This is a genomic window from Rhodococcus sp. IEGM 1330 (assembly GCF_033142445.1).
In the GTDB taxonomy this organism is placed as follows: Bacteria; Actinomycetota; Actinomycetes; order Mycobacteriales; family Mycobacteriaceae; genus Rhodococcoides.
In genome coordinates this window covers 118,125-142,902 of the sequence record NZ_JAWLSB010000012.1, presented here as the reverse complement: position 1 = coordinate 142,902, position 24,778 = coordinate 118,125, and the positions used below count along the sequence as shown (strand labels likewise).

Below are 24,778 nucleotides of genomic sequence, written 5' to 3'. Positions count from 1 at the left end.
GCGTACCCCTCGCACGAGCTTACGCAAACCGAACGGTGACGCTCACTCGGAGACCATCGGCTCAGAAACGGGAAAGGCTCCGTGCTGCTGCCGGGTCGGGGGTCAGGCAGCAGCACGGAGCCACTGGGAATATAGGCAGACTGCGCCACGCCGTTACACCGACTGCGAAATTGTCTCGTCAATTCATTCGGTTGAATGATTCACGGGGCGTCGAACTGTCCCCTTGTCCGACGGCTCGGGTCCAATGTCCCGTCCTGACCAGCGCGAGAGTGAGCAAAAGCCGATCTCGCGGATCGGTCAGATCATGCCCGGTCAACTCCTCGATTCGGTGGACCCGGTAGATCACGGTGTTCCGGTGGCAGTAAAGCGCCTTGGCGGCGTTGGTGGGCGAGCCGTCCGACGCGAGCATGTGCGCCAGGGTGTCGAGCAGCGTTCCTCGATGCGGCTCCGGGTGCGTCCACAGTTTTCCCAGAGCGTGGCGCACCAGCAACTCCGACGATCGATCATCGGCCGCCATGATCACGCGGGGCAGTCGGTCCGTCGCCAAGGCCACGCCGCTGTCTTCGGTGATGGTCTCGGCCGTCAAAGCCGCGAGGCGATACGCCGCAGCGAACGACGACAGACCCTCCGGCGAATGCGCGACCCCCACAGGCCCGACGGCCCGAGCAGCGAGGGCGTCGACGACGGAGTTCCACGATCCCGTTCCGAGTGCGACGAGCGCGAACTGGTGGCCGTCCCTGGTGTTCCAATGCGAGACCGCACCGATCTGATCCAATGCGTCCTCGGGCGCCGGGAGCGGCGGCGACCCTTGATCATCGAGCGGACCGACAACACACGCGATCTGCTGCGATGCCGAAAGACCAAGGGTGGCGCGTGCTTCCATGACGAACGCCGGATCACCGCCTCGCCCCGATCGAAGGCCGTCGAGTATCACCAGAACGTTGGCGAGATCGCGCTGCTGCATCCGGGCGCTTTCCTGCCGGTATGCCTCGACGAGGGTTTCGTACTGGCTGTCGAGCGCGCGCCACAGCTGTTGACCCGCCACGAGCAGCAGATGCTCGTCGATGCTGGTTCGGCACTGCTCGCGCTCGAGCATCAGCTCCTCCCACAGCGTCCGACTCCCCAGCGTGTACGCCTTGAGTACCAGCTCCATCGGAATCCCTTGGCGTGCACGCTCCCTGCCGGTACGACGCCACACCTCGCGCGCGTTGTCACCCGCGGCAGGCAGCCCCGAGAGGGTACGGAGACCTTGATTGATGTGCTCGCGAGTGCTGCGACGAATCTCGCCAGCGATGTCCGGAGTGGAGCTGGCTAGGTAGGCGGGCTCCTGCTCGATCAACGCCAGCGTGATGGAGTCCGCGATCGAATCCGCTCGTGACGTCAGTGCTGCCCATGCGCGCCGGATCTGTTCCTGGTCGGAGTCCGTCACCGCTCCACGGGCAGCGGAACGCGCCGATGCGCGTCGACCATCGGGAGCACCCACCTGCACAGTTTTGCGCACTGAGCCCACATGGCAGGTCGATTTGACCGTTACTGGTGCCCAGGGACCCAAACATTCTGTGCGCAGCGCCCATATCGCCCGTTGTGCGAAACGCACCATAGTGAACGCAACAGATTGTGAGGTGGATCACTTGAACTCTCTCGACATGAAGGACCCGGTCCTCACCCTGACGGACGTCGAGGTGTCCTTCGGCGGAATCGTCGCGCTGTCCGGAGTCAGTCTCGAGGTGCGACCCGGCGAAGTCCTCGGCGTCATCGGGCCCAACGGTGCAGGCAAGACGACTCTGTTCAACGTTGCGTGCGGACTCGTTCGTCCCCAATCGGGAACACTCGGACGACACGGCGAACCGTTGACCCGTCTACGACCGCACGACCTTCCCCGGCTCGGCATGAGCCGAACACTGCAGGGACTCGGGCTGTTCGATCGCATGACAGTTCTGGACAACGTCATGGTCGGTGCCGACCGAACAGCGCACACCGGAATCCTCGCGGGCCTGCTCGGCCTACCGTCGAGTGCCTCCGACGATGCCGCGGTCCGCTCCACCGCGATGGCCACCCTCGAACGCTTGCGGATCGACGGCTATGCGCACCGATTGCCACCGAGCCTGCCGTACGCGGTGCGCAAACGCGTCGCACTCGCACGCGCCCTGGTGAGCGAACCGACACTGCTTCTGCTGGACGAACCCGCCTCAGGTCTGTCCAGTGACGAAATGAGTGAACTCGGCGACGAGATCCGCTCTCTCGCAGCCCCTTCACTCGATTCCGAACCGGAAAGACCTGCAACATCGGTCATGCTCGTCGAGCATCACATGGATCTCGTCATGAGTGTGTGCGACCGGATCTACGTGCTGGATTTCGGCAAGGTCATCGCTCAGGGAACGCCCGACGAGATTCGCGAGAATCCGGCCGTACTCGCTGCATATCTCGGAAACGAAGTGGCACATGAGGACTGACGCGGCGCACCTGACGATCACCGATCTGACTGTTCGATACGGACCGGTCACCGCCCTCGACTCGGTGTCGATGACCGTCACGGCCGGAGCTGTCACGGCCGTACTCGGCGCGAACGGAGCAGGGAAGACGACTCTGCTGCGCACCATCTCGGGATTACTGAAACCGGTATCGGGGAGGATCGAGCTCGCGGGGGCCGACATCGTCGGCGTGGCACCGGATCGCATGTCCCGCAAAGGTCTTGCGCACGTTCCCGAGGGGCGGGGCGTGATAGCCGAGTTGACCGTCGACGAGAATCTTCGACTCGGCGCGATGGGCCGCAACCGAAGTCACGACGCCGTCACCCTCGACCGCATCTACGACATGTTTCCGCCCCTGACCGGTCGTCGAGCATCCTCCGCACACACCCTGTCCGGCGGAGAGCGGCAGATGCTGGTGATCGGCCGAGCGCTGATGGCGACACCGTCGGTACTTCTGCTCGACGAGCCGTCTCTCGGACTCGCACCGAAAGTCGCCGCGCAGATATTCGAGACGTTGCGCGGACTCGTCGACTCCGAGTCGATGACCGTCGTGCTCGTCGAACAGAACGCCCGCAGCGCGCTGTCGATCGCCGAACATGCCGTCGTCCTGGATCTGGGCAAGGTCGCGGTGGAAGGTCCCGCCGACACCTTGGCCGGGGACGACGCCCTCCGACACGCCTATCTCGGGTTCTAGAGCAAGCCGAAAGGACGCCAGCCACAGTGCAACAACTGCTCACCATCCTCATCAACGGCGTGACCACAGGCATGATCTACGCCGCGTTCGCGCTCGCCCTCGTACTCATCTGGCGATCGACCCGCATCGTCAACTTCGCACAGGCCCCGATGGCCATGATCACCACGTACGTGGCACTGGTCGTCATCGACGCCGGCTACTCGTACTGGATCGGATTCGGAGTCGCGCTCCTGTGCGGTCTGCTGCTGGGAGCCTTGACGGAGCGACTCGTCATCCGATTCGTCGACAGCTCGTCGCACATCAACCCGGTCATTCTCACGCTCGGGTTGTTCATCATCATCCATGCGGTGGCCGCCATCGTCTTCGGCAACCAATTCCGTTCCTTCCCTGCACCGTTCGGCCTCACCGGCCAGCGGATCGGCGACGTGAACGTGGCGTTGACCGGATACGACATCTTCAAGATCGTCGCCGTCCTCGTGGTCCTGGGGTTGCTGATCCTGCTCTTCCGGTTCACCGATCTGGGCCTGAAGATGCGCGCGAGCGCCTTCGAGCAGGAGGTAGCCAAACTCCTCGGCGTGCGCGTGAGTCGAATGCTCACTCTCGGTTGGGCTCTGGCCGCAGTGGTCGGTTCGCTGGCCGGACTGCTCATCGCAGGTGGCTCGCTGGTACATCCCGGCTATATGGACTCGATCGTCGTATTCGGTTTCGTTGCAGCGGTTCTCGGCGGACTGGACAGTCCCGCAGGCGCAGTGGTCGGCGGCCTGCTGATGGGCGTCGGGCTCAGTTTCGTCAGTGGCTATCTCGGTCAGGATCTGGTCTCCAGCGCGGCATTGGTGATCCTGATCGTCGTGCTACTGCTGCGACCGAGCGGGTTGTTCGCCAGCTCCGCGGCCAGGAGGGTGTGACATGAACACAACTCTCACTCGCCTCACCGCAACGCCGGTTCGACGCCACGTCCTCGGTGCCGTCATCGGACTGGTCGTCATCGTGCTCGCCCTCGAATCTCTGAGCACCTTCCGTCAGAGCCAACTCACCTCGGTGGCCTACCTGGCCATCGCGGCCGGCGGACTGACGGTGCTGACCGGGCTGAGCGGCCAGCTGTCGCTGGGGCACGGTGCGTTCATGGCGGTCGGTGCGTACACCGCGGCATTGATGTTGCGGGCCAACGATTCGGGATGGTCGGTACCCCTCGTTCTGCTTGCCGCCACCGTGATCTCGGCGGTGGTGGGTGTCGTGGTCGGTGTGGCCGCCGCCCGGCTGCACGGGCCGTACCTGGCCGGTGCGACGCTTGCGCTCGCCGTCGCGGTACCGGGTCTTGCCCTGTACTTCTCGGACTACCTCGGCGGCGAACAAGGACTCGTCGTCCCGGCACCGAAGGTGCCCGAGCTGATCGACGACATGATGTTCTTCGTCACCGGAAACGAGCTCAGCGGAACGAAATTCGTCGCCTATGTCAGCTGGATACTGCTGGTTATCGTGTTCTTCCTGTTGGCGAACGTCTCGTCGAGCCGAATCGGACGTCGCTGGCGGGCCGTTCGGGACGACGAAGTTGCCGCCGAGTTGTCCGGTATCGATCTCGGGCGCGCACGCATTCTCGCGTTCGTGGTCAGTGCGGCCTGTGCGGGCGCGGGCGGTGCAGTCCTGGCGATGTCGGCACGAATCGCGGCGCCGAGCGGATTCACGCTGACCCTCTCGCTGACCCTGCTCTCCGCCGTCGTCATCGGCGGGCTGGGAACCCTCTCCGGAGCCTTGATCGGGGCAGTTCTGCTGACCTACATCCCACCGGTGGTCACCAACTTCGGGCTCGATCTGGGCCTGAGCAGTCTGCAATCGGCCGAACTCGCGCCACTGGTGACCGGAATCTTCACCGTCCTCGTCATCCTGTTCGCCCCACTGGGATTGGTGGGCACGTATCGCAAGTTACGTACAACCAGAAAAGGAATGAAATGAAAAAGTTCGGATCGGTGGCGTTCAGAACGACCGCGCTCGTCGCCGTGGTCTCGTTGGCCGCGGCGTGCGGTGCAGGTGGCCGAGAAGAGACGACGGAATCCTCGGAAGGGTCGACGGTCGGCATCACCGACACTTCGGTGAAGATCGGTGCCCACTTTCCGTTGACCGGGGTCGCAGCGCCCGGATACAGCGAAATCCCCACGGGCGCACAGGCCTACTTCGACTACGTCAACGCCGCAGGAGGCATCAACGGCCGACAGATCGAGTACGTGGTTCGGGACGACTCCTACGATCCGACGACCACCACCCAGGTCGTCAACGAACTGGTTCTCCAGGACGAGGTGTTCGCCGTCGTCGGTGGACTCGGCACGGCGACCCACAGCGCTGTCATCGACTTCCTCAACGAGGAGGGTGTGCCGGACCTGTTCGTCTCCTCCGGCGCGATCATGTGGGGCAACGATCCCGAGAAATACCCGAATACCTTTGGCTGGCAGCCTGATTACCAGGTCGAGGGCAAGATCATCGGTGACTGGGTCACAAAGAACCGACCCGATGCCAAGGTCGGTCTGTTCCTCCAGGACGACGACCTCGGCCGAGACAGCGAAGAGGCGGTGCGCCAGTATCTCGACGACCAGATCGTCGAGGTCGTGCGGTACACCTCGGGCAACACCGACGTCGCACCTCAGATCGCGGCCTTGCAAGGTGCAGGAGCAGATCTGATCCTCGGCTTCAACGTTCCCTCGTACACCGCACTGAGCCAGCTGACAGCCATGCGGCTCAACTACGACCCCGAGTGGTTCTACAGCTCGATCGGTTCCGACGTCGACCTCGTCGGCTCCCTGCTCGGACGCTTCTCCCAGGGTGCGGTCACCGACGGCGCGCAGTCGCTCGAAGGGATGATCTCGCTGGAGTACATCCCGGGCGTCGACTCTCCGGAGAATCCGTGGACCCAACTGTGGCAGAAGGTCTGGGCCGAGAACGGAACCGGCGACCCCTTGACCAACTACCGCATCTACGGACTGAGCCAGGCATACGCGTTCGTGCAAGCCCTTCAGGCGGCAGGCGAGAACCCCACACGTGAGGGCATCGTCGCAGCCATCCAGGACGGCGGAATGGACTTCGAGGGACCGCAGTTGGCCCCGTTCCGATATTCGGATTCGAGCCACCTCGGAATCTCCGGTGCCAGTGTCTTCCAGATCCGAGGCGGCGTACCCGAGTACCTGACTCCGGTGCTGCAGACCGACATCGGGGATTCTGCAGTGGAGGAATACACCGGCGAGGAGTCCACACCACCGGAGAGCGGCATACCCGGCTGATCACACGAAAAAGGGGCACGCAGCGCATGCGTGCCCCTTTTTCACGTGGTGGCCGGCAGATCCGGAAACCCCTCGATTACCGGATCTGCCGACCCTTCTGTCCCCCGGACTGTGTCCCCCTGGACAGCGTGCAGCCGAAGCTGCAGTCGATCAGCGCTCGATGATCGCCGTGACGCCCTGGCCACCGGCCGCGCAGATCGAGATCAGGCCACGGCCCGATCCCTTCTCTGCCAGCATCTTCGCCAGCGAGGCCACGATGCGTCCGCCGGTCGCGGCGAACGGGTGACCTGCGGCGAGCGAGGAGCCGTTGACGTTGAGCTTGCTGCGGTCGATGGAACCGAGCGCACCGTCGAGGCCGAGCCGCTCCTTGCAGTACTCGTCGCTCTCGAAGGCCTGCAGAGTGGCGAGCACCACCGAAGCGAACGCCTCGTGGATCTCGTAGTAATCGAAGTCCTGCAGCGTCAGGCCGTTGCGCGCGAGCAGACGCGGAATCGCGTAGGTCGGAGCCATCAGCAGACCGTCCTTGAACGATCCGTTGCCGTGGACGTAATCGACTGCTGCGGTTTCGGAATCGACCAGATGCGCGAGCACCGGCAGGTTGCGCTCGGCAGCCCACTCGTCACTCGACAGCAGGGCAGCCGACGCACCGTCGGTCAGCGGCGTCGAGTTGCCTGCCGTCATGGTGGCGTCGCCCAGCTTGGTTCCGAAGACCGGCTTGAGGGTCGCGAGCTTCTCCACGGTCGATCCCGGACGCAGGTTGTCGTCGCGAGTCAGGCCGAGGAACGGCGTCACCAGATCGTCGAAGAAGCCGCGATCGTACGCAGCAGCCATGTTGTGGTGGCTCGCTGCGGCCAGCTCGTCCTGGTCCTCGCGGCGGACACCGAATTCCTTGGCGGTGATGGCGGCGTGGTCACCCATCGACAGGCCGGTACGCGGCTCGCCGTTGCGCGGGATCTCGATGCCGAGCATGCCGGGACGGACGTTGCCGAGGAGCTTGATGCGATCGCCGGTGCTCTTGGCCCGGTTCAGGGAGAGCAGGAACTCGCGCAGTTCGTCGTTGACACCGATCGGGGCGTCGGAGGTGGTGTCGACACCGCCACCGATGCCGGCATCGATACGGCCCGATGCGATGGCGTCGCCGACGGCGATGATCGACTGAAGGCCGGTGCCGCAGGCCTGCTGGATGTCGAAGGCCGGGGTGTACGGGCTCAATGTGCTGCCCAGTACGACCTCGCGAGTGAGGTTGAAATCGCGTGAGTGCTTGAGCACGGCACCGGCGGCGACGAGGCCCAGCCGTTCGCCCTGCAGTCCGAATCGCGAGACCAGCCCGTCGATGGTCGCGGTGAGCATGTCCTGGTTGGACGCCAGCGCGTACTTCTTGTCCGAACGCGCGAAAGGAATGCGGTTGCCACCGACAATTGCGACCGGTCGTAGCTGCTTGCTTGTCACTGACGTCTCCAAACATCGTGGAAAAAGGCCCTGGTGGAGTTTCATCTTACTGGCGAGTAAGTTGGTTGTCGACACCCGGTCGTGCGCCTCGCTCCTCGAGCGAGCAGCGCTGAATGAAAGGTACGACAGTGGCAGCCTCCAAGGGAGCCCCAGATCTCTACTCAACGTTCCTCGCGTCCGCGCCGGGAGCCTTCATCGCCAAGCAAGCAGGCCTGCCGCAGCCCGAGAAGCTGCGTCGCTACAAGGCAGGCGAGCCGCCGCTGGCCGGACCGGTCCTGATCGGCGGCAGCGGTCGCCTCGTCGAGCCGCTGCGTGAGCTGCTCTCGGACTACCCGCAGTCGCAGCCGCACGACGACAAGCACGGCGGACTGGTGTTCGACGCCACCGGCATCGGCAACGTCGCCGAGCTCGAGCAGCTCTTCAAGTTCTTCCAGCCGGTCATCCGCAACCTGGCACCGTCCGCACGCGTCGTCGTCATCGGTACGACGCCGGAGGAGACGTCGAGCGTCGACGAGCACATCGCTCAGCGCGCGCTCGAAGGCTTCACCCGCAGCGTCGGCAAAGAGGTCAAGCGCGGTGCCACGGCGCAGCTCGTCTACATCTCCCCCACGGCGTCGACCGGCCTGTCCGGTCTCGAATCCACCCTCCGCTTCCTGCTCTCGGCCAAGTCCGCATTCGTCGACGGCCAGGTCATCGCCGTCGGTGACGCGGACTCGCAGGCACCGGCCTCGTGGGACAAGCCGCTCGCAGGCAAGGTAGCCGTCGTCACCGGAGCCGCCCGCGGTATCGGTGCCACCATCGCCGAGGTCCTCGCCCGCGACGGAGCCACCGTCATCGCAGCCGACATTCCCGCTGCCGGAGAAGCACTCTCGCAGACGGCCAACAAGGTCGGCGGCACCTCGCTCGCACTCGACGTCACCTCGCCCGACGCGGGCGAGGTACTGAGCAAGCACCTCCTCGAACGTCACGGCGGTGCCGACATCATCGTGCACAACGCAGGCATCACCCGCGACAAGACCCTCGCCAACATGGACGACGCCCGCTGGAACTCGGTCATCGGCGTCAATCTCGCTGCCCCGCAGCGCATCACCGATGAGCTCGTCAAGTCGGGTGCACTGAAGGAAGGTGGCCGCGTCGTCGACGTCTCCTCCATCGCAGGTATCGCGGGCAACCGCGGCCAGACCAACTACGGCACGTCCAAGGCCGGCGTCATCGGCCTGGTGCACGCGTCCGCACCGGTGCTGGCGAAGAAGAACATCACCATCAACGCCGTTGCTCCCGGCTTCATCGAGACCGCGATGACGGCTGCGATTCCGTTCGCCACCCGCGAGGCCGGGCGACGCATGAGCTCGCTGCTGCAGGGCGGCGAGACCGTCGACGTCGCAGAGTTGGTCTCGTACTTCGCCTCTCCCGCATCGAACGCCGTCACCGGCCAGGTCGTGCGCGTGTGCGGCCAGAGCCTGCTCGGCGCATGAGCACCGTCACGCTCACCGCGCAGCCGAAGACGTCCGACATCTACACCTCGGCCGCACTCGGCGCGTTGCCGTTCTTCGGATCCAGGTCGTCTTCGGTTCCCAGCACGGTGTACGAGCTCAAGGGTCTGCGAGTGGACCCCGACAACCTCGCCGGGTACTGCCGCGCGACGGGGCTGCGCTTCGGCGATCAGCTCCCGGTGACCTACCCCTTCACCCTCGTCTTTCCGACGGTGATGAAACTGATGGTGTCCAAGGGCTTTCCGTTCGCCGCCATCGGTTCGGTACACGCCGAGAACGTCATCGAGCAGTTCCGTGGCATCTCGTCCTCCGAGCCGCTGGACGTGCGAGTGCACGCGGAGAACCTGCGCGAGCACCGCAAGGGGTTACTCGTCGACCTGATCAGTGAGGTCAAGGTAGGACGCGAACTGGTCTGGAAGCAGACCTCGAGCTTCCTGAGCCTGCAGAAGACGTCATTGTCCGGTGGACCTCGCGAGGCACCGCCCGCCGACGAAGTTCCGCCGCCCCCGACCCGCACCCTGCGCGTCGACCAGCGGATCATCAGCCGGTACGCGGCCATCTCCGGAGACCGCAACCCGATTCACGTGTCCTCGCTGGGCGCAAAGGCATTCGGTTTTCCGAAGACCATCGCGCACGGAATGTGGAGCGCGGCAGCCGTCCTGCAGACCGTCGAGGGTCGAATCCCGGAAGCTGTGAACTACAGCATCCGCTTCGGCAAGCCGATCGTCCTGCCCGCGACGGTGAACGCCTACGCCGAGGCCGTCGGTACCGGCTGGGACCTGTCGCTGAAGAATCCGAAGAAGGGCTACCCGCATCTGACGGGAACCCTGCGCTGATTGCTCGAACTCGAAGTTGTGGACGGATTTCCCCGGATTTTCGTCCATAACTTCGAGTTCGACAGCAGCTTTAGGTTGCGGCGGTTTTCTTGCCGGCCAGACCGCGCCACGCCAGATTCTCCAGTAGGTCCGCGGCCGCGTCGACCTCGATTTCGCCGCCTGCCACCCTGTCGGCCACGGCCTCGCCTGCACCGACCAACGCGACGGCCATCAGCCCGAAATTCTGCGACTGCTCCGGGTCCCTGGTGCTCATCGCGAGCAAGCCTGCCGTCAGCTCGATCAACCGATCTCGGCTGCTCTGCACCTGCGAGGCGAACGCCTGCTGACCGATGGCCTGACGGTAGAGCACCATCCAAGACTTCCGGTTCTCACCGACGAATCCGAGGAAACCGATCAGGGCTTTGCGCAACTGCTCGCGCGGCGTCAGCGTCGGATCTGCAGCGGGAGTCAGAGCCTCGACGAATTTGACGCCCTCACGGTGGATGCACGCAGCGAACAACTCGTCCTTCGACCCGTAGTACAGATAGAGCATCGGCTTGGAGATGGCCGCCTTCTTGGCGATCGAATCCATCGATGTCTCGTGAAACCCGTTGTCGGAGAACACATCCACCGCCGCGTCGAGCATCTGCTGCTCGCGGACGGCGCGGGGCAATCTCTTGGTGCCGCCAGCCATGGACCCTCCAATACGTACGAAGTACTAGACGTTACTCCACAGTAAGGTCCAATACCGCACAATCAGGCCCCGCACGCCCCCTTGAACCGAGCCACCGTCGCTGCGGCCTCGTCCACCTGAGCCGCCGCGAGGCGTCCCGTCGCCACCGCGTCTTCGAGATTGTCCAACACCGCGGGCACCTGATCGGTGGTGAGCCACAGCGCCACATCGGCTCCCGCCACCAACGCCGCCTCGACCGCGTCGACGATTCCGAGTCGCGCCGTGATCGCCGCCATGCCACTGAGGTCGTCGGTGAAGATCGGGCCGTCGAACGGCGCGGCACCGTATCCGACGCCATCGCGCAACAACGCCATCGTCGCCGGGCTGATGCTCGCCGGCACACCCGGCTCGGTCAGTCCGGGCACATCGAGGTGCCCGACCATGACGCCGACGCCGGTGTTGTTCAGCGCCGCGAACGGCAACAGATCCTTGGTCTTCAACTCGTCGAGCGACGGCGTCGTCACCGCGCCGGTGTGCGAGTCGCCCGAACCCGAGCCGTGCCCGGGGAAATGCTTGATGACGGGCTTCACGCCCGCGTCTTCCAGACCCCGCGCGTACGCCCCCGCGTACTCGATGACGACCTGCGGATCGTCGGAGAACGACCGATCACCGATGACGGAATCATCGGGCTGACTGCTCACATCGACCACCGGAGCGAAGTCGACGGTGACCCCGAGATCCTTCAACCCCTGGCCGCGTGTCAACGCCATCGAATACGCCTCGTCCACCGACACCGTCTGCGCCAACTCCCGCGCCGACGGGGCAGCGCCCAACAGATCCGCGACCCGCGAAACCCGCCCGCCCTCCTCGTCGATCGTCACCATCGGTGCCACCACGGAGGCGTCGAGCACCTGCGGTACTTCCCGATTGCCGAGCATCGACTCGTCGGTCCAACTGCCGACGAAGATGCCGCCGACCTGCTCGGTGGACATGATCTGCACCGCGTCCGCAGTTCCGGTGACTCCGACGGTGAGCAACTGAGCCAGGCGCTGACGCTCCGACAATCCATCGACGAACGCAACGCAGCCGTCGACGGGCGGTACCGATTGCGGCACCGTCGTTTCGATGGGGGTGGTCGTCGGCGCAGGGGTCGCCGACTGCGTGGACGCGACCTGCGCAGACTCGGTGGAGCACGAGACCAACAGGCCGACTCCGACCGTCATCACCGCAGCGGACCGAACCGAAAACCGAAGTCGCATGGAATACGACGGTAGTCGAGATCCGGGGTCCTGGTTTCGCCCCGGGGTCCGGATCAATGTGGCTTTGTTGCACTCTGACCGACTGGAAGCCACATTGATCCCAACCCTGGGGCGCTAATCTGGACCAAAGCGACATGAGGAGGAGTTCGACCATGACCGCTGACCTCATTCTGATTGCCTACGACGGCTCCGACAACGCCAAGCGTGCGATCGACTACGCAGGCCGATTTCTCACCACCTCACGCGCAATCGTCGTGACCGCGTGGGAGCCCATGGTGCGGCAGGCCGCTCGAATGTCCGGACTGTCCGGCGTCATGCAGCCCGAATGGGTGCCCGACGACGAGGCCGAGGACGTAGCGCTCACCGACGCGAAAGTGACCAACAGTGAGGGCGTCGCGCTGGCCGAGGCCGCAGGCCTGAAGGTGGAGGGCCAGTGCACCGAATGCACCACCGCCATCTGGAGCGCGATCGTGGAGAAAGCCGACGAGATGAACGCCGACATCATTGTCACCGGCACGAGAGGCACCACCGGTCTACGTGCGCTGCTCCAGAGTTCGGTGGCCGAGCATGTACTCCGACACAGCCATCGACCCGTCCTGATCGTTCCGCCCGGCAAGTAACGCGTCCACCGGCCGGATCGCACGGTGCGAGTGATACCGTGATGCCCGCGTGGGGGTCCACCTCGCCCGCTTCTTTCCTGAGCCGACTGACTGGAGAACCGAGATGAAGTTTGCTGTCCCGGGTGTCATTGCCGCCGTCGTCGGAGCCGTACTGGGTGCGGGCGTCGTCTTCGGAGTCACCGCAGCTGCAGCCGACAACTCTCGTCCGGATATCGATCGCTCCGGAAACGCCGACTCGTCCTTGCTGAACCAGGTTGAGTACGGCAGCCGCTGACGCTGGTCGCTTTCGTGAATCGATGATCTCGGCCGAGCCGCTCGGCCGTACATGGCTTTTCGGCGTCTCGATTCTGGCGTTCCTCCTCACCTTTCTTCAGGTCCCCGGCTTCACCGTCGCCGATACCAAGTACGACCTGGCTCAGAACCCACTCGGATTTCTCGAACGCGCCTCCCATCAGTGGAACAGCGCGGCTCCGCTCGGCCAGGTGCAGAACCAGGCCTACGGCTACTTCTTCCCGCACGGTGCGTTCTTCGCCGGCGGCGATCTGCTGTCGATCCCGCCGTGGATCACCCAACGCATCTGGTGGGCGCTGCTGCTCATCGCCGGGTTCTGGGGAATCGTCCGGCTCGCCGAAGCTCTCGGTATCGGCAGCCGCAGTTCCCGTCTGATCGCGGCGACGGCCTTCGTCCTCTCTCCGCGAGTGATCACCACCCTCGCGTCGATCTCCTCCGAGACGATGCCGATGATGCTGGCACCGTGGGTGCTGATTCCGATGGTGCGGTATCTGGGAGTGGAGCCTGCGGAACGACCCCACAAGGTCGCGGGCGACAATGCGAAACAGACAGTTCGGCGCACCGCCGCACAGTCTGCACTGGCGGTGGCCTCGATGGGCGCGGTCAATGCCGTCGCCACCGCCGCTGCAGTTCTGGTGGCCGTGATCTGGATGCTGACGCATCGGCCGAACAAGCGTTGGTTCGTCTTCGGTGCCTGGTGGTCGGGCTTTCTGGTGCTCGCGACGCTGTGGTGGATCGTTCCACTGCTGTTGCTGGGCAAGGTCTCTCCACCGTTTCTCGACTACATCGAATCGTCCGGCACCACCACGCAGTGGACGTCGCTGACGGAGGTGCTGCGCGGCACCGGCAGTTGGACGCCGTTCGTCTCTCCCGAGCGAGTGGCCGGTGCCGTTCTGGTGACTCAGCCCGCGGCCGTCATCGCGACGGGCTTGATCGCGGCTGCTGGAATCGCGGGCCTGGCGATGCGCTCGATGCCCGCCCGCGGCCGGTTGACGATCATGCTGTTCATCGGTCTCGTCGGCCTCGGTGCCGGGTTCGTCGGCGATCTGGACGGTCCGTTCGCGGCTGCCGTTCGGGTGTTCCTCGATTCTGCAGGCGCACCGCTGCGAAACATCCACAAACTCGAGCCGGTCATTCGGATTCCGTTGGTGCTGGGCCTGGCTCACCTGTTGGCCCGAGTTCCGCTGCCGGGTTCCGCGCCGCGGACGCAGTGGCGATCGGCCGTCGCGCATCCCGAGAAGCATCCGATGATGGCGGTGACCGCACTGATCCTCGTGGCCTTGACGCTGTCCACCTCGCTGGCGTGGACGGGCAAGCTCGCGCCCCGGGGAGCGTACGAGGCCGTTCCGCAGTACTGGCACGACGCCGCGGACTGGCTCACCGCGCATGCCTCGGGATCGAGCCCCGACGGTTCCGACGCGCAGCGAGCCCTGATCGTGCCCGGCGCACCGTTCGCCCTGCAGACCTGGGGATTGACCCGCGACGAACCACTGCAGGCTCTGGCCACCACGCCCTGGGCCGTGCGCGACGCCGTACCGCTCACCCCGCCCGGTGCCATCCGCGCACTGGACTCCGTGCAACGACTCTTCGCCGACGGTCGGCCGTCGGCCGGGTTGGCCGATACCCTCGAGGGCCAGGGCATCAGCTACGTCGTCGTGCGCAACGACCTCGATCCCGAGAACTCCCGATCCACCCGTCCGGCATCGGTGCATCAGGTGCTCGACGGTTCGCCGGGACTCGAGAAGGTGGCCGAATTCGGTGAGGACGTGGCTCCCGGTCAGGTCGACGGCGTCGTACTCGACGGTGATCTGCGACCGCCGTATCCGGCTGTGGAGATCTATTCGGTTGGCGATTCGGCAAGCATTCCCGCGTCCGGTCCCTACACCGTCGATCTCGATCGTGTCCCGGTGGTCCAGGGCGGTCCGGAGTCCATTCTTCGCTCGAACAAGTTGCGGAACAACGGGATTCGCAATCCAGTGCCGTCGGGCCCCACTCTACTGGCCTCGGATGCAGCCGCGGCGGGCATCGCTGTGAACTCGGTGACGGTGACCGACACCCCGATGAATCGCGAGACGGACTTCGGCCAGGTCGACAATCACAGTTCGGCCCTGCGGGCCGCCGCCGAGCCGCGACGTTCGCTCAACGAGGTGTCCGACTACCCGGTGTACGGGGCGAAGACCGTGGACGCCGAGTGGGAGGGCGCGACCCTGACGGCGTCGAGCTCGGCGTCGGACGCCACGCAGATCGGCGGCAGCGCCCCCGGCAGCGGTGTCGCCGCTGCGGTGGACGGCGATCTGGCCACCAGCTGGATCAGCAACGGCATCGAACGTGCTGTGGGGCAATGGCTTCAACTCGACTTCGACACTCCGGTGCGCGGCGGGCTGTTGCGTATGCGCACCAGCCCGGGGACGATCGGCGACCCGGTGAAGTGGGTGGAGATCACCACCCCGAACGGCTCGACGGCGGCGCGCGTCGACGAGCCGGGTGAACCGATGACGGTGTCACTGCCGGGCGGTGAGACGCCATGGCTGCGCATCACCGCGAAGTCGACGGTGGACGGAACCCGGGGCAGCCAGTTCGGCATCAGCGAGGTGTCGGTGGACGACTACTCCGACCGGGACAACCCGAAGCAGGTACCGATCGTGCACCGTGCGGTGCTGCCCGAGACTCCTGCCGGAGCAAGCGTCGATGCCTGGGAACTGGGCCAGGAATTCCCCGGCCGCTCCGGGTGCCTCGACACCGAGGATCGAATCCGGTGCAGCAGTGGACTGTCCAAGTCACCCGAGGAACTGGGGCGCTTCTCGCGCACGATCGACGTGCCGATGGGTACCGCGGTGATCCCCGACCTGACGGTGCGCACGCGTCAGTCTCCCGAACTCGAAGCGCTACTGGCGCAACCGGGGCGGCCGTTGGCCAGCGGGGCCTCGGACGTCGCGGACCTGCACGGCTCGGCGTTCGCCGCGACCGACGGCGATCCGCGTACGTCCTGGGCCGCGCCGGAGAAGTCGATCACCGATCGAGCCGGGACCAATCCCACCCTGACCATCGAATTGCCTGCTCCCACAATGGTGGACGGGCTCGAGCTCAGCCCCAGCCTGGGTGCGCTCCCGGCCCATCCCACCCACGTTGCGGTGAATCTGGGTAACGGACCCATGGTGCGCGATGTCGAGACCGACGGTTCCACGACGCTCGAGCTGGCCCCGTACGTCACCGACAGGATAGTGCTGTCGATCGTGGACTGGGACGGGGTGCTGGATCGAAACTCGTTGGGCTTCATTCAGTCTCAGCCCCCCGGATTCGCCGAGATCACCCCGCTGGCGTCCGGTGAACCGATCGGCGCACCCTACGACGGCGATCGCGAGATCACCGTGGACTGCTTCGCCGGCCCCATCCTCTCCATCGCCGGGCAAACGGTGCGCACGTCGGTGACGGCCACAGCGGACCAGTTCCGTTCCGGCGAGCCGCTGAAGGCGTCGGTGTGCGATGCCGATGCCCCGGTGAACGGGAACTTCGTCAACCCCGTATCGCTTCCCGAAGGTCGACAGGATGTGGTGGTCGAGCCGGGAGCATCGTTCTTCGTCGACGGTATTCGGTTGCGCACCATGCCCATTCCGGCCGACTGGCCGACGGGATCGGCACCGCAGGCCGCCAGGACCACCGCCTGGAGCCCCGATCACCGCGAGGTGACGCTCACCTCCGCGACGGAGGATCGCTTGCTGGTCATCCCGGAAAGCAACAACAGTGGTTGGCGTGCAACCACTCCCGGTGGCGTCGAACTGTCCCCGGTGGTGGTCGACGGGTGGCAACAGGCCTGGATCGTTCCGGCCGGGGCGTCGGGCACGATCTCGTTGGATTTCGCCACCGATCGCTGGTACCGACTCGGCATCTTCGGTGGCCTGCTCCTGCTGATCCCGCTGCTGTTCGCGGCGCTGCGTCGGCCGCGCACTGCGCCGAACCTCGGACCGTCGCCGCGCCCGTGGCAGAGCACTTCGGCCGCCCTCGTGGCGCTGCTCGGAGCAACGATCGTGTTGGCCGGGATCGCAGGTGTGGTCACTGTGGCCGTGATCGGCATCGGCGCAGCGCTCGTGGATCGCCGTTACGGACGCACGGCGTCCTCGCGTGTATCGGTCTGCGTTGCAGGCGGATTCACGCTGCTGGCTCCAGCGCTGCTCTCGCTCGGACCGTGGCGATCTCCCGATGGGTACGTCGGCGGGTCCTACTGGGTGCAGCTGGCGTCCCTGATCGGAATCGTCGCGTTGGCGGTCACGGCGATACGGAAGCCGTGACCGCTTTCTCGCGGGGTCCGAACCGTCGTCGAGCAGGGACTTCCACCAGCGCATAGCTCGCCGCTGCCACCGGAATCGACAGTGCGAGAGTCACCGGCAACACGAACCACATCCCGCCCGAGAACGGGATGATGCCGAACACCGGGAACACGACGGCGAGCACAGCCAGATGCCAGATGAACAATCCGTACGACCAGCGGCCCAGCGTCAGCATCACAGGATGCTCGAGGAAGCGATGCCGGCGACCGTCCTCGGCGAGAATCAGCGGGGCGAGCATCGCGAAGGCCAGTATCGCGCCGAGCAGGATCTTGATCTCGAACTGCCAGGCCGCCGGACGCACCAAGCCCTGCGGACCCGCCAGAGGAGTCGCCGACAACGCGAACGCGGCAACCGCGATGGACGACATGACAAATCGGCGACGAGCCAACCGATGCACCCAGGTCGGTGGCCCCACCGAGACCTCGGCGAGCAGCATCCCAGCCGCAAACCACGGGAAATAGCCGGGGAGCCAGTTGTCATGATGAATGCCGTCGGGGGTCGACACCGGAACGAATGCCCACGACAGTGTCAGCACCGCGGCACCCAGAATGACTGGGATACGGCGGGCGGCGGCCGCACCGCGCAGGCGCACCATCAGCCAAGCGAACACCGGCAGCAGGAGATAGAAGACGATCTCGACCGACAACGACCACATCTGAGTCAAGCCCTGGGTCAGGGTCAGCGGCACGAACACCTGAGTGAACGACAGGTTCGCCAGCCACACGCGGTAGTCACCGCCGGCATCGGGAAGAAACAGCAGGATCAGCATCACGCCGACCCAGTAACCGGGCAGAATCCTCGCGAACCGCGAACGGAAATAGCGGCCCAGCGGCTGAGCACTCCGATGACCGCGGGCTGCCGCCGCGTGCGGACGCCACAACAGGAATCCCGACAGCGAGAAGAAGATCGCCACGGTCAGGTCGAACCTTCCCCAGATATGACCGAAGATCGGCGACGTCGCGCCACCCGTCTGAAAGGCCACGTGGGTGACGACGATTCCGATACACGCGACGGCACGCATCCCCTCGAGTGACGGTACGAACCCACGAAGCGGGACAACGCTTGCCGAACGGGTCTGTGTGCTCATGGTGGCCTCAAGTGTGCCGTGTCGAACCGGCGCAGACGAGACCGGTGCCACTGTCGACTGTTACTGTCACCTGCGACGTGTCGTAATAAATCGGGCATCGGGTCGGGGAGAACGCGTTTCCCGCTCGCGGTGTCTTCCATGAAGCGGTCAACTAAGGAGATTCAGCATGGCGGAGCGCTCAGGGCCGAGCCGGATACTTGCCCTCGTACTCATCGGCTTGGGCGCGTTTCTGGTGGTCGCCGCCATCCTCATTCCCACGTACACCATTTCGGCGCTCGAGAAGACGCCGTTGGACCTCGAAGTCACCACCGTCTCCACCGGTGAGGGCAGTGTGCTGAATGCGAGTTCCCTCGCAGCCGGTCGCGCAGTCGTCGACCAGAACGTTCCCCTCGTCTCGCAGCGATTCGTCACCGTCGAGGATCCCTCCGACGCCGACATCATGACGCTGCAAGCAGGCCAGACTCTGCGCCGCAGCGACAAGCAGGCCGATACCGGGCTGCTGACCGCCAGCGTCGACCGCGTGACCATCGACCGCAAGACGTCGATGCCAGTCGAGAACCCGATCGGCACCATCCAGGTGGCAGGCAACGCGCCCGCCGAAGAGGTGGCCCACACCGGACTGCAGTACAAGTTCCCGTTCAACTCGGAGCAGAAGAGCTACCCGTACTTCGACGTCAATGCGCGTGCGACCAAGGACATCGATTTCGTCGAGGCAACCGAGATCAACGGCACGCCGGTGTACCAGTACCAGCAGACCGTCGGCCCGGTCGACCTGTCGACCGTGGTGAACCTGCCGACCAACAAGGTCACCCTGCCCGCCGACACCTGGGGTGTCGAGGGTGGAGCCGCGCCGGTGACGATGACTCGCTGGTACGAGAACACCCGCACCCTGTGGGTCGAGCCCGAGACCGGCGTCGTCGTCAAGGGCGAAGAGCAGATTCACCAGTACTACGGACGTGAGGCCGGCCAGCCCGAGGTCGACGTCCTCAATGCTCCGATCACGTTCGACGAGAACACGGTCGAGTACCAGATCCAGCAGGCCAAGGACGGCCAGGATCAGCTCTCGCTCTTCGGCCGCACCGTCCCGATCATCGCCGGAATTCTCGGTGTCATCTCGCTGATCGCCGGAGTGTTCCTGCTCCTGCGCGGCGGCGGAAACGGCGGACATCGTCAGCCGGCCCGAACGGAGAACGCTCCGCGACCGACCCCCGGCGGCGGAACCGCGACGAACCGCGACTGGACGACCGATCGCACCGAGGAAATCCCGAGGACGAACCTCTCCAAGGAGTAAGTGCCTGCGGCAGTGGCGTGGTTGAGTGCCCGTGAGGGCACTTAACCACGCCACTCGTCTGTGCGGGTCCGGCGTATCGAGCAGAATGTCAGCGATGCTCCTCGAATCGATGCGGTCGTGTTGGCCGGGTCTCGGAGTCGACGGCCCGTTGTCCGGTAGTGCGCGAAACGACATCTTGTCCGGACACCTCGACGGAGTCCGCGTTGTCATCCGTCGCTCATCTCGCACTCCCGATTCTCGATCCTGGGAGTGGCACCTTCTGCGACACCTTCACGAACGTGGCATCCACGTGCCTGTGCTCGTACCGTCGTCGGCGGGCGACCTGGACGTCGATGGCTGGCACGTCTACGAGTACGTGGAAGGTTCACACCCCGAACCGAAAGACCCTCGGGTCGCGGACGCCCTGGCCGAGGTCCACGCCGTAACCGAGCGCTGGCCACAGCGCCCCGGGTCGGCGAGTTCGATCGATCTCCCGGAACTTCTCGTCGGTGGCGACGTCGACTTGACCGCACTGCCAACCGGTTTGGCCGACGAGATAGTCGATGCGTGGCGAAGGGCACGAACGTCGTCCCCCACATGCGTGGTTCATGGCGATGCACATGCGCGCAATGCGATCATCGACGAGCACGGCCGGTATGTGTTGATCGATTGGGACGAAGCGCGGGTGGACCAGCCCCATTACGATCTACCGGTCGGTCCCGCCGAACTCCGAGCGAATCTGGCGTGGGAGATCGCCACGTGTTGGATACCCGAACACGATTACGCCAGGTCATTGGTGCAGAGCTTCACCGGTGCAGCGCCACTTTGACCTTCACCGTTGAATACCCGTTGTGGCCGAATGTCTTTCGCGCTGGAAGCAGGATCTGCGAACAGGTCGGTCAGGTCGACGGGCGATCTACGCGGTTCCCCCACAGCACCAGCCCACACACCACCACCATCGTCACCGCGGCGGTGACTGCGGCGACGACGACGAATTGCGCGAGTGTCGACGCCACGAACAGCAACAGCAACACCTCGACGCCGAGGGCGAACCAGGCGACGAAGGCGAGGTGGGTGCGCTCGCCCGCAATGGCCCACAGCAACGCGCTCTGCAGCACGGCCAGACACGCACCCTGCAGCACGAACAGCCAGACATACTCCTGCACACCGGAATACGTATCGCCCACCACCAACGGCAACAGCGGAGATGCCACCGCGCCGCCGATCACCAGAACCGTACCGAGCCCCGCGACGACGGCCAGCGCCGATCGCACCGCGGAGGCAGAATGCAACGGGTTCGCCATCCGCGGATACAGAACGACACCGACCGCCTGCGGCAACCAGAATGCCGCCTTGGACGCAACGGCCCCGACGGCGTACAGCCCGGCCTCGTTGGAGCTGAGCAAGGTGCGCGCCAGCACCAGATCCAGCGCGGACATCGCGATCAACACCAATTGCACCTGCGAGGCCTGCAGCACGGCCAGAACGGTGACCTTGGTTTCCGACACCGAGTTCACCGGCACCCCGGCCGTCCATCGCGCACCGAGCGCCACCACGCCGATGCCTGCGGCCGTGGCCAACAGAACCGAACCAGGACCACCGCCGAGCACCAACACCAGCACGGCCGGAGCCACCTTGCCGAAGCCGGCTGCGGCCAACACGACGCTCAAGGCTCCGAATCGCCCACGTCCCTGCAGCAAGCCCTGTTCGGCGGCCAACAGCACCAGCACCGGCGCAGCGATGACCGCCGACACGGTCGCCGCCATCGAGATGTCCATGGCCGCGGACAGTGCGGGAGCCAGCGCCAGGGCGAGCACCCCCACCACCGCCGCGCACCGATACCCCACTGTTCGCAGTTCACGAGAACTACGCCCGCGCACCACTTCACGCGCAACGACGGACTGCAACGCCAACGCCGGAACCGCGAGAACCAATTGCGCAGCAAGCAGACTCGCGAATTCTCCGTAGCCCTCGACGCCGAGCATCCGGCTCGCGAGAACCTGCAGCAGGTATGCCGCAACGTTCGCGAACATCGAACCGGCCGTCACCATCCCCATCCCGGCGACCGACGCACCCGCGGTGTGGTCTGCCTCGGACGAGGCGCGGAAAGACATGAGCCCACGGTATAGGGTGCCGATCATGGCGTGGTCGAGGTCGAGGTGGACACCGCCGCTCTACAGCCTGCTGCTCGCGGTGGTCATTCTCGGCCCACTGCTCGGCCCCGGCTATCTCCTGCTGCGCGACGCCGTCAGCACCCCCCGTTCCTACTTCACCGACTCCGCCTGGGGAATCGCCGACGCGGCCGCGAGGGCAGTACCGCAGGACGCCGCTATCGCCGCGCTGTCGACGGTGTTCGACGGTGGCCTGGTGGTCAAGACCATTCTGCTGCTGGCCCTGTGGCTGACCGGGTGGGGTGCAGCGGTCATGGCACGAACAGTGCTTCCGACAGCTCCACTACCCGCGCTGCTCGTGGCATCGACGGTGGCCGTGTGGAACCCGTACGTCGCCGAGCGACTGCTGCAGGGACATTGGAGCCTGCTCGTCGGATACGCCGCCCTCCCGTGGACGGTGGTCGCTGCACTCGCGGTCAGAGAGGGCCGTTCCTGGTGGGCGCTCGCAGTCTGTCTCGCCGCTGCCGGACTCACCCCCACCGGCGCGCTGCTCGCCGCAACCATCGCCTTGGTGGTCCTCGCCCTCCCCGGGGGTGCCCGACGCGGCCTGCGCGTGGTCGGTGCCCTCGGGCTGGCGGCGGTGGCGTCGGCGCCGTGGCTGGTGGCCACGGCGGTGTCCGGCGGTGGCGTCGAGCAGGCGGATCCGGCGGGTTGGGCGGCGTTCGCGGCGCGGGCCGAGCCAGGCCTCGGCACCCTCGGCAGCGTGGCCGGTCTCGGCGGAATCTGGAATTCCGATGCTGTACCTGCCTCTCGCACAAGCATTTTCGCGTTCGCGGGCACGGCGCTGCTGCTGGCCGTCGTCGCGTTCGGGGTGCGGCCGTTGATCAGGCGTCGACGAAATCCGGTGATCGTCGGCCTCGGTGTTCTTGCACTCGTTGCCGTCGCAGCCCCTGCACTCGCAGCGACGGGGCCCGGTCTGGCGATGGCGCGAGCGCTGGGTGAAAGCGTTCCCGGTGCCGGCCTGCTGCGCGACTCCCAGAAATGGGTGGCGCTGGCGATGCCGATCTACGCGTTGGCCGCCGCGGCTGCGTTTTCTCCCCAGCGTCGACCGAATCCGGTGCAACCAACCGCGCTGAGCGCGGTCCAACGCACCCGATTCGGCAGCGCCGTTGCGATAGCGGCCCTGCTGATCGCACTTCCCGACCTGGCCTGGGGCGTCGGGAACTCGATACGGCCCGTGTCGTACCCGGCGTCCTGGCAAGCGGTCGCAGCCGAAGTGCAGGGCGGCGACGGCGATGTCGCGGTACTACCGGCCGGGATGTTCCGCCGCTTTCCCTACAGCGGCAGTGCTCCCGTTCTCGATCCCGCGCCGCGCATGCTGCCACTGGACGTGTTGCAGACCGGCGAGCTCATCGTCGCGGGCGGCACGGTGCGGGGTGAGGGGGCGCGCGCGACGGAGGTCCAGAATGCCCTGCTCGCAGGCGAACCCATGGACGTGATCGCAGAGCTGGGCGTCGGATGGGTACTGGTGGAGAACACCACCCCGGGCGAACTCGGCGAATCTGCGCAAACACTGAATCCACTGGACATCGCGTACTCCGACGACCAGCTCACGCTCTACCGCGTACCGAATCCGATGATCGTCGACAAGCGCCAGGCAACAGCCGTCGTCGTCGCCCACCTCGCCTGGGCGGTGCTGCTCCTCTGCGGTCTAGCGGTAGGATTGGCGAGCCGAATCAGGTTGCGGCACATCGCCAGCAGACCCGACCAGACCTGACGACCACGTGCCACGCGTCGTCGCGTCGAGCACCGAGTAGACACCTTCGGCGCACTGCTCCCAGGAGAATTCCGCCGCGCGCACTCGTGCCTTCTCGCCCAGGCGAGTTCGAGCTTCGGCGTCCTGCAGCAGTTCCGAGACGGCGATGGTCAGACCGGAGACGTCACGGCCCTCTTCACCATCCGAAAGCCGACCCACCAGAACACCGGTGACGCCGTCGATGATGGAATCGGTGAGGCCCTTGGAACTTCGGTAGCCGACGGTCGGCACGCCGTGCTGAGCTGCCTCGACGACCGCGAGGCCCCATCCCTCCTTGCGGGAGGGCATGACGTGCACCCAGGACCGGCCGAGCAGGGCGTGCTTGCGGTCCTCGTCGACGTGCCCGTGGAAAGTGACGTACTGCTCGATGCCCAGCTCGCCGACGTAGTCGCGGAGGTTCTGTTCCCACCAACCGCCACCGATGACGTCGAGGTGAATATCGGGGATCCGACCCCGCAGCGCGGCGACGACATCGAGGGCGTCCTCGATCTGCTTGTGCGGAACCAACCGGGACAACACGGTCAGTGACGGGTGCGCAGTGCGGGTGCTCTCGTCACCCTCGGGCACCGACCGGGGAATCTCGTCGGCTCCGTTGCGCACCACGGCGATGCGGTCGCGGTCGACGCCCAGCGCGACCAACTCGTCCGCGGACGGCAACGACACCGTCAGGTACTGATTGCGGCGGTGGACCCTCGGCGACACCGTCGATTCGAGCCACCAGCCGAGCTTGGCCATCATCGGCCCCGCCACCGGCCACTGCTCGCGATGGCAGTGGTGCACCAGCAATGTCACCGGAACGCCGAGCGCGGCACGTGAGAAGAAGGGAATGCCGTTCTGGGTGTCGATCACCGCGTCGGGTGCGATGCCCTTGAGCGGGCCGAAACCGAGCCGTCCGGCTGCGATGGCGGCCAGTGCGCGGGGGTACACCGACAGGCGTCCACCACCGCGACTGATGCGAATGCCATCGACGATCTCCTCGGCGGGAGCTCCGGGGTACGACGCCGTCCTCAGCGTGACGCGGACGCCGCGTCGTGCCAGACCTGCGCCCACCTGCTCGAGGTATCGCTCGCTGCCGCCGCCCTGCGGGTGCCCGGTATCGCGCCAGCACAGCAACAGAACCTCGCGCACAGCCCGCTTC

Annotated in this window: 20 protein-coding genes; 13 read left to right on the top strand and 7 right to left on the bottom strand. The window is 65.7% G+C overall.

Annotated elements, in window-relative coordinates; genetic code table 11:
* Nucleotides 1–178: 178 nt before the first annotated feature.
* Nucleotides 179–1,483, bottom strand: coding sequence for a helix-turn-helix domain-containing protein (locus R4P57_RS23690; RefSeq protein WP_317805298.1), 1,305 nt, complete (start codon nucleotides 1,481–1,483; stop codon nucleotides 179–181).
* Nucleotides 1,484–1,646: 163 nt separating this feature from the next.
* Here R4P57_RS23690 and R4P57_RS23685 point away from each other — a divergent pair, with 163 nt between their 5' ends.
* From R4P57_RS23685 to R4P57_RS23665, 5 genes are read left to right on the top strand one after another with little or no spacing between them, the layout of a single operon-like run.
* A complete protein-coding gene (locus tag R4P57_RS23685) occupies nucleotides 1,647–2,453 on the top strand; it encodes an ABC transporter ATP-binding protein (protein WP_317805297.1) in 807 nt (268 codons plus the stop codon).
* Entirely contained in the window at nucleotides 2,443–3,165 is a 723-nt protein-coding gene (locus R4P57_RS23680; RefSeq protein ID WP_317805295.1) for an ABC transporter ATP-binding protein, read from the top strand. The genes R4P57_RS23685 and R4P57_RS23680 overlap by 11 nt, the downstream gene beginning before the upstream one ends.
* Before the next feature lie 26 nt (nucleotides 3,166–3,191).
* A complete protein-coding gene (locus R4P57_RS23675; RefSeq protein ID WP_094612991.1) occupies nucleotides 3,192–4,070 on the top strand; it encodes a branched-chain amino acid ABC transporter permease in 879 nt (292 codons plus the stop codon).
* 1 nt (nucleotide 4,071) lies between these two features.
* Nucleotides 4,072–5,115 (top strand): branched-chain amino acid ABC transporter permease, encoded by a 1,044-nt coding sequence (locus R4P57_RS23670; protein ID WP_317805294.1) that lies wholly within the window; start codon nucleotides 4,072–4,074, stop codon nucleotides 5,113–5,115.
* On the top strand, nucleotides 5,112–6,431 hold the full coding sequence (locus R4P57_RS23665; RefSeq protein ID WP_317805293.1) for an ABC transporter substrate-binding protein: 1,320 nt from the start codon (nucleotides 5,112–5,114) through the stop codon (nucleotides 6,429–6,431). The genes R4P57_RS23670 and R4P57_RS23665 overlap by 4 nt, the downstream gene beginning before the upstream one ends.
* Before the next feature lie 150 nt (nucleotides 6,432–6,581).
* Here R4P57_RS23665 and R4P57_RS23660 read toward each other — a convergent pair whose 3' ends face one another.
* Nucleotides 6,582–7,925 carry an acetyl-CoA C-acetyltransferase gene (locus tag R4P57_RS23660; protein WP_317805292.1) on the bottom strand — a complete coding sequence of 448 codons (1,344 nt, stop codon included), beginning with the start codon at nucleotides 7,923–7,925 and terminating at the stop codon, nucleotides 6,582–6,584.
* 83 nt (nucleotides 7,926–8,008) lie between these two features.
* On the opposite strand from R4P57_RS23660, the gene R4P57_RS23655 reads away from it, so the two are divergent.
* Complete coding sequence (locus tag R4P57_RS23655; protein WP_317805291.1) at nucleotides 8,009–9,355, top strand: 3-oxoacyl-ACP reductase; 1,347 nt, start codon at nucleotides 8,009–8,011, stop codon at nucleotides 9,353–9,355.
* Entirely contained in the window at nucleotides 9,352–10,209 is an 858-nt protein-coding gene (locus R4P57_RS23650) for a MaoC/PaaZ C-terminal domain-containing protein (protein WP_037195924.1), read from the top strand. Before R4P57_RS23655 ends, R4P57_RS23650 begins: the two co-directional genes overlap by 4 nt.
* 70 nt (nucleotides 10,210–10,279) lie before the next feature.
* On the opposite strand, the gene R4P57_RS23645 is transcribed toward R4P57_RS23650, so the two are convergent.
* Complete coding sequence (locus tag R4P57_RS23645; RefSeq protein ID WP_032377568.1) at nucleotides 10,280–10,882, bottom strand: TetR/AcrR family transcriptional regulator; 603 nt, start codon at nucleotides 10,880–10,882, stop codon at nucleotides 10,280–10,282.
* A 62-nt stretch (nucleotides 10,883–10,944) separates the two neighbouring features.
* Entirely contained in the window at nucleotides 10,945–12,120 is a 1,176-nt protein-coding gene (locus R4P57_RS23640; RefSeq protein ID WP_317805290.1) for a glycoside hydrolase family 3 N-terminal domain-containing protein, read from the bottom strand.
* A gap of 152 nt (nucleotides 12,121–12,272) precedes the next feature.
* Between R4P57_RS23640 and R4P57_RS23635 the strand changes: the two genes are divergently transcribed.
* The 3 genes from R4P57_RS23635 to R4P57_RS23625 all read left to right on the top strand — a co-directional run bounded on the left by R4P57_RS23635 (nucleotide 12,273) and on the right by R4P57_RS23625 (nucleotide 17,317).
* On the top strand, nucleotides 12,273–12,740 hold the full coding sequence (locus R4P57_RS23635; protein ID WP_317805289.1) for a universal stress protein: 468 nt from the start codon (nucleotides 12,273–12,275) through the stop codon (nucleotides 12,738–12,740).
* A 103-nt stretch (nucleotides 12,741–12,843) separates the two neighbouring features.
* The gene (locus R4P57_RS23630) at nucleotides 12,844–13,014 is read left to right on the top strand and encodes a DUF2613 domain-containing protein (RefSeq protein WP_082073827.1); all 171 of its coding nucleotides are present in this window, start codon (nucleotides 12,844–12,846) and stop codon (nucleotides 13,012–13,014) included.
* 22 nt (nucleotides 13,015–13,036) lie between these two features.
* Nucleotides 13,037–17,317, top strand: coding sequence for an alpha-(1->3)-arabinofuranosyltransferase (locus R4P57_RS23625; protein WP_317805288.1), 4,281 nt, complete (start codon nucleotides 13,037–13,039; stop codon nucleotides 17,315–17,317).
* On the opposite strand, the gene R4P57_RS23620 is transcribed toward R4P57_RS23625, so the two are convergent.
* Nucleotides 17,295–18,443: an acyltransferase gene (locus tag R4P57_RS23620; protein ID WP_317805287.1), complete on the bottom strand. Its 1,149-nt coding sequence runs from the start codon at nucleotides 18,441–18,443 to the stop codon at nucleotides 17,295–17,297. The two genes, R4P57_RS23625 and R4P57_RS23620, sit on opposite strands and share 23 nt — an antisense overlap.
* A gap of 166 nt (nucleotides 18,444–18,609) precedes the next feature.
* Here R4P57_RS23620 and R4P57_RS23615 point away from each other — a divergent pair, with 166 nt between their 5' ends.
* Both R4P57_RS23615 and R4P57_RS23610 read left to right on the top strand, forming a co-directional pair.
* Nucleotides 18,610–19,734 carry a DUF3068 domain-containing protein gene (locus R4P57_RS23615; protein ID WP_317805286.1) on the top strand — a complete coding sequence of 375 codons (1,125 nt, stop codon included), beginning with the start codon at nucleotides 18,610–18,612 and terminating at the stop codon, nucleotides 19,732–19,734.
* 85 nt (nucleotides 19,735–19,819) lie between these two features.
* Nucleotides 19,820–20,542 carry an aminoglycoside phosphotransferase family protein gene (locus tag R4P57_RS23610; RefSeq protein ID WP_317805285.1) on the top strand — a complete coding sequence of 241 codons (723 nt, stop codon included), beginning with the start codon at nucleotides 19,820–19,822 and terminating at the stop codon, nucleotides 20,540–20,542.
* Between the two features lie 70 nt (nucleotides 20,543–20,612).
* Here R4P57_RS23610 and R4P57_RS23605 read toward each other — a convergent pair whose 3' ends face one another.
* A complete protein-coding gene (locus R4P57_RS23605; protein ID WP_317805284.1) occupies nucleotides 20,613–21,827 on the bottom strand; it encodes a polysaccharide biosynthesis protein in 1,215 nt (404 codons plus the stop codon).
* A 25-nt stretch (nucleotides 21,828–21,852) separates the two neighbouring features.
* Here R4P57_RS23605 and R4P57_RS23600 point away from each other — a divergent pair, with 25 nt between their 5' ends.
* Nucleotides 21,853–23,601: a hypothetical protein gene (locus R4P57_RS23600; RefSeq protein WP_411742427.1), complete on the top strand. Its 1,749-nt coding sequence runs from the start codon at nucleotides 21,853–21,855 to the stop codon at nucleotides 23,599–23,601.
* Here the strand turns inward: R4P57_RS23600 and R4P57_RS23595 are convergent.
* A complete protein-coding gene (locus R4P57_RS23595; RefSeq protein WP_317805344.1) occupies nucleotides 23,536–24,768 on the bottom strand; it encodes a glycosyltransferase family 4 protein in 1,233 nt (410 codons plus the stop codon). The two genes, R4P57_RS23600 and R4P57_RS23595, sit on opposite strands and share 66 nt — an antisense overlap.
* Between the last annotated feature and the right edge of the window lie 10 nt (nucleotides 24,769–24,778).